This is a genomic window from Lyngbya aestuarii BL J (assembly GCF_000478195.2).
Taxonomy (GTDB): Bacteria; Cyanobacteriota; Cyanobacteriia; order Cyanobacteriales; family Microcoleaceae; genus Capilliphycus; species Capilliphycus aestuarii.
In genome coordinates this window covers 37,263-47,920 of record NZ_AUZM01000049.1, presented here as the reverse complement: position 1 = coordinate 47,920, position 10,658 = coordinate 37,263, and the positions used below count along the sequence as shown (strand labels likewise).

Here is a 10,658-nt window from a genome sequence, read left to right as displayed (position 1 = left end):
GAGGACCGGGAGGAACGCACCGCTGGTGTACCTGTTATCGTGCCAACGGTAAACGCAGGGTAGCCATGTGCGGAGCGGATAACCGCTGAAAGCATCTAAGTGGGAAGCCCACCTCAAGATGAGTGCTCTCATGGGTTAACCCAGTAAGGTCACGGGCAGATTACCCGTTGATAGGTGCTCGGTGGAAGTCCAGCAATGGATGTAGCCAAGGCACACTAACAGACCGAGGGCTTGACCTCTGTTACTTCTGAAAACTACTCTATGCAGTCTTCTTTGTTTTGCTTATTTAACTTAATAGAATAGATAGAAAGTTAATTAAAGCTAACCTGAAAAACAAATAGGTTGGCTTTTGATTTGTTTATTATTATTTTGAATTTCAAAATCAAAAAAAGATCTACTCAAATCAAGTAGATCTAAGTCAAAAACATCAAACGATTCCACAAGTAACATTAACTGTTACGGTCTGGGACATACCGGAATTAAGTTAGCATTGAAAACGATTGTACCTGCTGGATTTTCATTGATTAAAATCGGATTACCTGTATCAACTTTAATCAATAGAGGATTTAAACTCAGACATTCCTGAATCAATTCACCCCATTCCTCAACTGCACGAGTATATTCTGCTCGGATACGAGGAATATCATCTAAAGTAACTCCATTCGGAATTGGGGGTAATGTAGCGAGAAAAACTTCGTCCGTAATAACAGCATCACTGGTAATGCTTTCATCAACCGCCATTTCATAAATGATTGGATATCTGAACGCACTCGGTAGAGTTCTATTTGGCCGATCTAGATTGGGTAAAGTTTCATAGATTGGCGGATCTACCTGATCCGGATTGGGATCAGTAAAGTCATCTGTAGATTCATCTTTTGGTTTGTATCGGTAATCAAAGTCCGACGGAACAGTAATTACACCAATTTGAGCTAAAGCTGACAGGGGTTGGCTAATGACCAGCATAGCGAACAACCCACCTAGAAGCTTAAACTTCTTCATGTTCATCTCCTCAGTTTCACCAAACTTAATAAAATTCAACGAACTCCAGCTCATAGCGAACTATCTAACCCAAAGCCTTCTTTGCTAAAAATAGCTTTTACTGACTGGCAATAGGCTTAATTCTCGCCAAAACTTGGAGTCCAGCAGAGCAATGCTTCCCTATATCATAGAGACATACTATCGCAATCTACCAAATTTTACCGAAGATATCAAGTTATGCTACGCTTATTACTCTACTTGTTCAAATTCCTGCCTGCTTATGTCTGTCGATGGGTTTGAGAACTTTACGATTCCGATTGCCCCGGATGGATACAAATCTGGCTTTGTAGGCATTATCGGCCGCCCCAACGTCGGCAAATCGACCTTAATGAATCAAATGGTCGGGCAGAAAATTGCCATTACTTCCCCTGTGGCTCAAACTACCCGTAATCGACTCCGAGGGATTTTAACCACACCGGAAGCGCAAATTATTTTTGTTGATACACCGGGAATTCATAAGCCTCATCATCAGCTTGGACAAGTTTTAGTTAAAAATGCTCAAATTGCCATTCGCTCAGTCGATGTTCTGCTGTTTGTGGTTGATGGTTCTGTGATGGCGGGAGGGGGTGATCGCTTCATTGCCGACCTACTCAACTCAACGAAAGTACCTGTTATTTTAGGACTCAATAAACTCGATCAACAACCTCAAGAACCTCAACGAATTAATGAAAGTTATCAACAGCTGATTGAATCTCATTCCTGGCCGATTCTTCAGTTTTCTGCACTGACAGGTGCCGGAGTTGATACCCTACAACATTTAATTATCGAACAACTTGAACCCGGCCCCTACTATTATCCCCCCGATTTAGTCACCGATCAACCTGAACGCTTCATTATGGGAGAACTCATCCGCGAACAAATTCTACTGCATACTCGCGAAGAAGTTCCTCACTCCGTTGCTATTTCTATTGATCGGGTAGAAGAAGATCCTAAAATCACTCGTATTTTAGCCACCATTCACGCTGAACGACCTTCTCAAAAAGGGATTTTAATCGGTAAAGGGGGTCAGATGCTCAAGACGATTGGAAGTGATGCACGTCAACAAATTCAAAAACTTGTTGCAGGTCAAGTTTACCTAGAATTATTTGTAAAAGTGCAACCCAAATGGCGACAATCTCGCAGTCGTTTGGCTGATTTGGGATATCGGGTTGAAGAATAAAGAGTTAAGATCACGTTTGCGCTGTTGATTCTTGAAATAAATCAAACTCTTGAGAACTAATTCGATTGGCTTGGTAGAGAGTGTCGGCAATTTCTGCTAACGATAGAACTGTATAACCTTGATAGCCATTACTTTTAAGTTTATCCATCACACCTCGACCATGATCAATAAACACGACAATATCTTCCACTTCTAATCCTGCTGATTTTAACTTTTCTGCCCCTCGCATGACACTATTTCCAGTAATCAAAATATCATCAACGACCACAATCTTTTCTCCTGCCTGAAAATGCCCTTCAATTAACCGTCCAGTTCCATAACTTTTGACTTCTTTACGAGGAAATATCATTGGACGTTCCATTCGCAGCGCTAAACCTGTCGCCGTCGGTAAAGAACCATAGGGAATCCCGGCAATCCGATCAAACTCTAAATCCTCAAGAATATCTGCATAAGCACTGACAATTTTATGAAAAATTTGGGGGATGGAAATAATCCGTCGCAAGTCAACATAGTAGGGAAAAATCTCCCCCGAAGATTGAACGTGTTCTCCAAAAATAATACAACCAATATCATAAAGCTGTAAAATCAAATTCCGATGGGGTTGATGCTCCAAAAAACAAATATCAGGCAACCATAAATTACAAGTCGGACTTCCCTGAACATCTTGGGAACGAATTTTATTAATTTTATCTCGAAATTCTGTAACAACTTGAGTGATATTTTCTGCTTCCAAGAAACAGGACGGAACTGGCAGCAATAAACCTTCTCTATTCTGATTTAATCCGGCTGCTAAAATCGGCGTTAATTCACTTTCTTCTATCAAATCATTTTCTTCAGATCTATCCCCTTCTAGTAAGATTAAGCGTTCTGGTGCAGTTTTTCTCACCCGAGCTAATGTATCTGCCATCATCCCAACTTCTAACCCCAGTTGTTCTAGCGTTCCCCAAGTTTGAGTTTCTTGGACTAATTGCAAATACAAAGATTGTTCAGGTGTTGGATATTCTTGCAATATTGTTGCGGAAGGATTAGAGGTTGCACACAACACAAATACTGCTTTATCTGGATAAACCAAAAACGGTGTTAGTTGATCTAATCCAGTGTAAGCTGAAACCGTACAAGCATCAATTTTCCACTGTTCAAAGATCAACTGAGCAAAAACATTGCTACTATTAATATCGCCGTATTTTGCATCTAAAATAATCGGTAAATCTGACGGAATAAACTGCACAATTTGTTCTAAAAGTTGTATTCCTTGCCAACCCAATGCTTGATAAAATCCTAAAGTAAGTTTATAAGCACAAACAACATCAACAGTTTGAGCAACAATAGATTTTAATTCATTATGCCATTGTTCAACAGTGATAACAGATTGATCAGGATTAAATGAATAACACTCAGGATTGGGATCAAGGGCAACATAAAGTAAGCTTTGATTGCGTTCAATCGCAGCGATTAGTTTATCAAAAAAGTTCATTGACGACTCAAATCACAAAAATAGGGATAATTTAAAGCAGTTAAGCCATTTGTATTGTAATCCCTAATTGAGAAGGGCAAATTAGAAAACAACAAAAATATATGTATCCAACCTGCCCTGACAATTTTTGTTTAAGCCAACTGACTCAACAACTGCTGAACATCAATTGCTAGAGTTTGCCCTAAATGTAACAACTTCCGCAATTGAGAAACTTGCCATTGACTTTCAACAGTCGTCTGAACCGCTACCCCAGAAAGAGTAGAGTGTTTTGCATTGACTTGAGGCGCATTCGCCTCTCGTTGACGTTGTAGCCACCCCAAACACAACGGAACAATCATTGTACCCAAAGAGTGCAAATATAACTCCTGAGCTTGAGCTAATGATAGATTGAGTTCTAAATGGTATCCGAGTTGAATTAATCGCTCTAAACTCTCAATTTCTACCTCTAGTGTTTTCGGATTATTCTGCTGTAAAATCAGGTACAGCGATCGCATAATTAACCGCTCTAAAGTCTCGCGAACTTCACTATTTTGAATTCGACAGCGCAATTGATGGGCTTCTGTGGTAATCACTTCTAACGCCGCTAAATGATTGAGACTTAAACCGTTACTACTTTCTGTTTCTAAGGCTCGTACTGTGGTTACACAACGATGAGTCAATGCCACTTCTACAGCAACCTGTAACTCTTGAGGAACGGGAAGATAATCTCGATGAAACGCCATAATCACCCCATAATTATCTCGATAAACTTGAGTATAAAGCTGATCCAAACGGGTCAGTGTTTCTTGAGACAATAACCCCATAATTCGCTGACGTTCTTCTGCAAATAAATCCTGCAAACTAAATGACTGCTCTCCAAATATTTTAACCATTGCTAAAATAACTTGAGGGGCGCTCGCTTGCTGTAACGCTTCAAACAAATGCTGTTTAAGTTTACTGTAAGCACGACGTCCGGCAAAAGGTTGAATGCAGCAATGAAAATCCCAACCCCCCAGATGCAAAACAGCAAATACAAAATCCATCTGTTCTCGGGTAATTTCAGAGGTTAATTGGACTCGACCCATAGCTAAGGTTAACGTGCCAATATGTCTGATTTGGTAATCGAGTTGCTGAGTATTATAACAATAAATTTGCTGTTGCCGAGTATAAGTGGTAAACAGTGAACTAATTGCGTAGTGTGCGGCAACTTGTTCAAAATTGATCTGAGCAGTTTTCACCAATTTACGGTAAACTTCATCTCCAGTTTGAAATAACTCTACATTACTGGGAGCGAAAGCTAATCTTTGTAAAAACTCCGCTTCTAAATCAATTCCTGTGACCTCAGATGCCAGTTCAATCGCCCGACAAGCATAGCGTAAAATTTGCGTCCCTTCTGGTCGAGAAATCTCCTCAAAAAACCAACCACAACTGGTAAACATCAACAAAGAATGACGCTGCATTTCTAACAAACGTAACGCATCAATTCGTTCTGTATCTGTTAATAAATGAGTTTGATGCTGAGTCAGAAAGTGATGAAGATTTGCCTCCGAACGATCGCCAATGACTCGAATATATTCATCGCGAACCTGCCAGGGATCATGAAAAAACTGATGTCCGTAGGTTTGATAAACCTCAATCAATTGATCCCGCAACCAATTGAGTGTATCTCGAAGCGGACGACGCCATTTCTGATGCCAAACACCACCTCCACCACAGCCACAATCATTCTGCCAACGTTCTACCCCATGAAAGCAACTCCAAGCGGTTACAGGCTTTAATTCAACTTCCCAGGTGGGAGGGTTTAAACTGAGGTAGTGGGCGAAGTTTGTAACAGTCCAACCCTGACGAGGAAATTCTTCAACAAAGGCATAAGCCAAACATTTCTCAGTACCTGTTTTGTGATGACCAAAGGTTTCCCCATCGGTAGCGACTGAAATCACCTGTGTGGGGCGTCCGTCCCCGTGAATGGCTTGGCTGAGTCGTCCGGCAAAATGTCCCGAACTACTGAGTACATCATCAAAGCCCATATCGCCAGAAATTGGCCCATCATAGAAGAAAATATCAAGATAACGGGATTTATCTTTTTCTCCCGTTTCATTTTTTAAATAACAACGATAGGGACGGGTGGGATCAATTTGACCTTCACCCACGTCTATCCATTCGGGTTCTGGTGTTTCTTCGGAGGCGAATAAACGACAGCGTTGGGCTTGAGAAGGGGCAAGGATGGTAAAACGAATTCCTTCATTAATTAATGCTTCTATGGTGGAATAATCAATGGCTGTTTCTGCTAACCACATTCCTTCGGGATCACGCCCAAACCGGGATTTAAAGTCGGCTTTTCCCCAACGAATTTGAGTGTATTTGTCTCGTTCGTTAGCCAGCGGCATAATCATATGATTGTAGACTTGGGCGATTGCATTTCCATGTCCATTGAGACGCTGACAACTGATGCGATCAGCTTCTATTATTCTCTGATAAACTTGCATATCATATCGTTCTAGCCAACTCATTAATGTCGGGCCGATGTTAAAGCTGAGATACTCATAGTTATTGATGATCCCCACCACTTCTCCGCGATCATTTAAGACTCTTGCTAATGTATTTGGGCGGTAACATTCATGGTAGATGCGTTCGTTCCAATCGTGATAGGGATCAGCACTGAGTTGAGATTCAACGGCGTTGAGATAGGGGTTTTCGCGAGGGGGTTGATAAAAATGACCGTGAATAACAACGTAAACTCCTGTTGCGGTTAACTGGGGATCATCGGTTGGAAATTGACGGGGATCAAGATCACTCTGGTGTTCTAAAGTGTATGAACTCTCGGTAGTATTTGTAACCGCTATAGATTGAAAATTGGAAGTAGAGGTCATAGTTTTTGTCCTGTAATGTTCAAATACTCACGCACATTCGCATCAATAGCCACAACAGAAGCTAAAGTCCGAGTAGAACTCAGTCGCATTCAGCCGATGTTTATTTGCTATAGAGTGGTGAAAATTTTGTTGACAGATCTAGCTTTGACAACTGACCAACGGATTGTTATGTTGATTGAAATGAAGACAGAAGCTCATTGAGTTATCGGACGTGAACTTAAGCTTTTGAAGTGAGAGTAATCAATTACTATTCTAGGATATAATATCTATCCGATTAGATATTAATACTTAACAAATATTTCAACAAAGATTGAGTTTAAAAAATTAACATTTGGAAAAGTTATGTTACCTTACTCTTGAAAAACTTAACACCCTAAATTTTAATGATTTTTTAAAGATTTCGCCGGAAGAAATATTTACCAGAGGTTGGGGCTAGGGCTGCGAATGGAAGTCAGAAGTTTTTTTCTCTCTGTCCCTATCTCTCCATCTCCCCACCTCCCTTTAACACCTGACACCTGTAAGCTACAAGCTGTAACCGATGACCTTTCTGGTCAATTTTCATGCTAATCTGCTAACCAATAGTGTCTTTTTTGCAAGTTAGTCTTGTTTCTAAGTTTGTTGTGCAACTGTGAGTGATCTCCTGGCGAGTCAATACTAATGCTGAATGCCAAAACAATCATTTCCGTCCTACTGATCTTCATTCCCATTTCCATTGCAGCTCACTTCTTAGAATGGGGTTCGACTGCTATTTTCATCACGTCTGCTATGGCGATTATTCCTTTAGCGGGTTGGATGGGAATTGCTACAGAAGAAATTGCTGTCGTTCTTGGCCCGAATTTGGGTGGACTGATGAATGCCACCTTCGGAAACGCTACAGAACTAATTATCGGTATTGTTGCTCTCAAAGCCGGACTATTGGATGTGGTGAAAGCCAGCATCACAGGTTCGATTATTGGCAACCTGCTGTTAGTGATGGGTTTATCGATGCTTCTCGGTGGCTTGCGCTACAAAGAACAAAAGTTTCAGTCCATTGTAGCTCGGTTGAATGCTTCGGCGATGAACTTGGCGGTGATTGCCATTTTAGTACCAACAGCAGTCCAGTATACTTCCACAGGCATTCAAGAAGCCACAATGCAAAATCTATCGAGTGCAGTGGCGATCGTGCTGATTGGCGTCTATATACTCACATTGCTGTTTTCGATGAAAACTCACGCTTATCTTTATGATGTGGGGATGGCTGAAACAGATGTTTCCGAACAATCTGAGGGACAAACAATTCCAATCTCAGAAGAATCTCATTCCAAGTCCTCTTTCTGGATATCGGTTGCGATTTTACTCGTTGCAACGATCGCAGTTGCATTTGAGTCTGAACTGTTGGTTGATAGTCTCGAAGAAGCAACAGAAAGCCTCGGACTAACATCTTTATTTACTGGAGTGATCTTGGTGCCGATCATTGGCAATGCGGCAGAACATACCACTGCGGTAACAGTCGCAATGAAAAACAAAATGGATTTATCCGTTTCTGTGGCGGTGGGTTCGAGTCTGCAAATTGCTTTGTTTGTCGCCCCTGTGTTGGTGCTTGTGGGTTATTTCATCGGTCAACCGATGGATCTTAACTTTAACCCCTTTGAACTGGTTGCAGTCATGGTGGCGGTTTTAATTGCCAACTCTGTCAGTTCAGATGGCCGATGTGACTGGTTAGAGGGGGTTCTCCTGTTGGCGGCATACACCGTTTTAGGACTGGCTTTTTACTTCCATCCGGTGATTGAAGGGTCTTTATAAGCGTCCCCAATTTCCGAACTCAAGACCTGGTAGGGGAGACAAAGCAGGAAAAGGAGAAACAACAACTCTAAGACTCTCAAGGGTTGCCCTCAAAGGCTTCTCTACCAACCTTCCTTCTGACTCTCCCCCCAAAGTTGTTTCATTAGCTGATCTTTCCTACAGGTATGAATTTCTCAGCCAGATGGTCAGCCTCTAAGTTATAGTGGAGTTAATCTGGCAACCTAGATTCGGGTTCTGGTTTTTGTGAGTTATTGCCTTAATCCCAACTGCCCAAGTCCAACTGACCCGTCGAATGAAAATCGACGTGTTTGTTGTCAATGCGGTTCAGATTTATTACTACAAGGTCGATATCGTGTTACCAAACAACTCGGCGGAGGTGGATTTGGTAAAACCTTTGAGATTACTGATGACCATACGGGGATCGACAAAGTTTTAAAAGTTTTGCTCAAAGAACATCCCAAAGCGGTTCAATTATTTCAGCAAGAAGCAAAGGTTTTAAGCAAACTTAAACATCCCGGGACTCCTAAAGTTGACAAGGATGGTTATTTTACCTTTATGCCCAAGGGAGGTAAAGAACCGATTCATTGTCTGGTGATGGAAAAAATCGAAGGTGATAACTTGCAAGACTGGATGAAAAGTCGCAAGAAAGAACCAATTTCCCAAGAACAGGCGATTGAGTGGTTAAAACAACTTGCAGAAATTTTAGATAAAGTTCATAGCTTAAACTATTTCCATCGGGATATTAAGCCTCAAAATATTATGCGAAAACCCGACGGTCAATTAGTCTTAATTGACTTTGGTACTGCACGGGAACAGACGGATACTTTTATTGCCAAAATGGAGGGAGGACAAAACGTTACAGGTATTATTTCTCCTGGCTATACTCCACCTGAACAAGCGAACGGAAAAGCAGTTCCTCAGTCTGACTTCTTTGCTTTAGGGCGAACTTTTGTTTATCTTTTAACAGGTAAACCTCCAACTGCATATCCAGAAAACCCCAGAACTGGAAAATTACTCTGGCGAAAAGGGGCACCTGATATTTCCACACAATTGGCGGATTTACTCGATTATCTGATGGCTACGTTTCCGGGAAATCGGCCTCAAACGCCTCAAGTCATTTTAAAGTGTCTTCGAGAAATTGATCTCACTCAACCCGTCTCCCCAAAACCTAAAGATCCTCCTCCTAAACCTCCGCCGAAGCCCAAGCCACGACCCAGAGAAGGAATACCATTTTATCGTCTACCTCGTCCCCTAATTAAATTAAATTTTCCGTTTAAATTTCTCTGGATTATGGGAACTTTCTTCTTAATGGGAGGTTTATTCTACACTCAGATTAATGGTTATTTACGGTATGGATTTATCCCGGCTAATCCAATTTTAATCCTCAAAAGTATACCGAGTAGTTTGTGGCTCCAGGAATATAAAAGTGCTGTTGGTCAAGTCTATACTGTGGCGATTAGTCCTGATGGTCAAACCCTCGTGGCGGGAAGTTTTGGTAACATTAGCATTTGGGATTTGCAAACCGGGAAGCTACTTCATAGTATTGCGGCTCATTCAAGTTGGGTAAAAGCTCTGGCGATTAGTCCAGATGGTGAAATCCTAGCGAGTGGAAGCAACGACAAAACAATTCGCCTTTGGGATCTTAAACAAGGGATTCGCCGACGGACGATAGAAGGTCATACAGAGAGTGTGAATACGCTCGCATTTAGCCCCGATGGTCGGACTCTAGCGAGTGGAAGTGATGATCGAACGATTCGGTTATGGGATCTCGATACTGGAGTGCGAATCTTGACCATTGCGGCTCATGATGGCCCCGTCAACTCGATTGCATTTAGTCCAGATGGTAAAACCTTAGCCAGTGGAAGCAGTGATCAAAGTATTAAACTATGGGGTTTGACTCAAGGAACTCGTAAATTAACGATTTCTGGACATTCTGGGGCGATTAATGATATTGCTTATACAACCGATGGTCAAAGTTTGGGGAGTGTGAGTGATGACGGTACAATCCGCCTGTGGAATCCCAATACAGGCGATCAAGTACGGCTGTTTTCTGCACAGGGAAATGACGTGAAATCAATGGTAATTAGTCCTGATGGTCAGACTCTCTTTAGTGGGAGCGATCGCGTTATTATTTGGGACTTAAAAACGGGAGAACAGAAAGCGACGCTTTGGGGTCATGCACAAACGGTTAATGCTTTGGCTTTGAGTCCTAATGGTGAAATATTGGTGAGTGGAAGTGAAGATAAAACCATCAAAATTTGGCAAGTTCCAGTCAATAATTAAATTAATCCTGGCCCCCCAATTTTTCCTCAGACTGGATTACTCTGTTAACTGTAGTGACTAGCTTGACGGCTGA

The 10,658-nt window shown here is 41.7% G+C and carries 7 protein-coding genes and 1 rRNA gene; 5 read left to right on the top strand and 3 right to left on the bottom strand.

What is annotated here, in order from left to right:
• Positions 1–239 (top strand): 23S ribosomal RNA (locus M595_RS18915); the annotation flags it as partial.
• Between the two features lie 217 nt (positions 240–456).
• On the opposite strand, the gene M595_RS18910 is transcribed toward M595_RS18915, so the two are convergent.
• Positions 457–999: a hypothetical protein gene (locus tag M595_RS18910; RefSeq protein WP_232228580.1), complete on the bottom strand. Its 543-nt coding sequence runs from the start codon at positions 997–999 to the stop codon at positions 457–459.
• Positions 1,000–1,258: 259 nt separating this feature from the next.
• Here M595_RS18910 and era point away from each other — a divergent pair, with 259 nt between their 5' ends.
• Entirely contained in the window at positions 1,259–2,197 is a 939-nt protein-coding gene (era, locus tag M595_RS18905) for a GTPase Era (protein ID WP_023067973.1), read from the top strand.
• A gap of 10 nt (positions 2,198–2,207) precedes the next feature.
• On the opposite strand, the gene M595_RS18900 is transcribed toward era, so the two are convergent.
• Positions 2,208–3,671 carry a bifunctional orotidine-5'-phosphate decarboxylase/orotate phosphoribosyltransferase gene (locus tag M595_RS18900; protein ID WP_023067985.1) on the bottom strand — a complete coding sequence of 488 codons (1,464 nt, stop codon included), beginning with the start codon at positions 3,669–3,671 and terminating at the stop codon, positions 2,208–2,210.
• 131 nt (positions 3,672–3,802) lie between these two features.
• Positions 3,803–6,520 carry a DUF3536 domain-containing protein gene (locus tag M595_RS18895; RefSeq protein ID WP_023067963.1) on the bottom strand — a complete coding sequence of 906 codons (2,718 nt, stop codon included), beginning with the start codon at positions 6,518–6,520 and terminating at the stop codon, positions 3,803–3,805.
• Between the two features lie 15 nt (positions 6,521–6,535).
• Between M595_RS18895 and M595_RS18890 the strand changes: the two genes are divergently transcribed.
• The 3 genes from M595_RS18890 (at position 6,536) to M595_RS18880 (ending at position 10,585) form a co-directional block, all read left to right on the top strand.
• Positions 6,536–6,721: a hypothetical protein gene (locus M595_RS18890; protein WP_023067996.1), complete on the top strand. Its 186-nt coding sequence runs from the start codon at positions 6,536–6,538 to the stop codon at positions 6,719–6,721.
• A 456-nt stretch (positions 6,722–7,177) separates the two neighbouring features.
• Positions 7,178–8,302 carry a calcium/proton exchanger gene (gene cax, locus M595_RS18885; RefSeq protein ID WP_040484343.1) on the top strand — a complete coding sequence of 375 codons (1,125 nt, stop codon included), beginning with the start codon at positions 7,178–7,180 and terminating at the stop codon, positions 8,300–8,302.
• A 243-nt stretch (positions 8,303–8,545) separates the two neighbouring features.
• Positions 8,546–10,585 (top strand): serine/threonine-protein kinase, encoded by a 2,040-nt coding sequence (locus M595_RS18880; protein ID WP_023067987.1) that lies wholly within the window; start codon positions 8,546–8,548, stop codon positions 10,583–10,585.
• Positions 10,586–10,658 lie beyond the last annotated feature (73 nt).

What these genes read in the sequence shown, in the direction of transcription:
- era (WP_023067973.1), top strand. Translation starts at nt 1,259, where the DNA reads ATGTCTGTCGATGGGTTTGAGAACTTTACGATTCCGATTGCCCCGGAT.
- M595_RS18910 (WP_232228580.1), bottom strand. Translation starts at nt 999, where the DNA reads ATGAAGAAGTTTAAGCTTCTAGGTGGGTTGTTCGCTATGCTGGTCATT.
- M595_RS18895 (WP_023067963.1), bottom strand. Translation starts at nt 6,520, where the DNA reads ATGACCTCTACTTCCAATTTTCAATCTATAGCGGTTACAAATACTACC.
- cax (WP_040484343.1), top strand. Translation starts at nt 7,178, where the DNA reads ATGCTGAATGCCAAAACAATCATTTCCGTCCTACTGATCTTCATTCCC.
- M595_RS18900 (WP_023067985.1), bottom strand. Translation starts at nt 3,671, where the DNA reads ATGAACTTTTTTGATAAACTAATCGCTGCGATTGAACGCAATCAAAGC.
- M595_RS18890 (WP_023067996.1), top strand. Translation starts at nt 6,536, where the DNA reads ATGTTCAAATACTCACGCACATTCGCATCAATAGCCACAACAGAAGCT.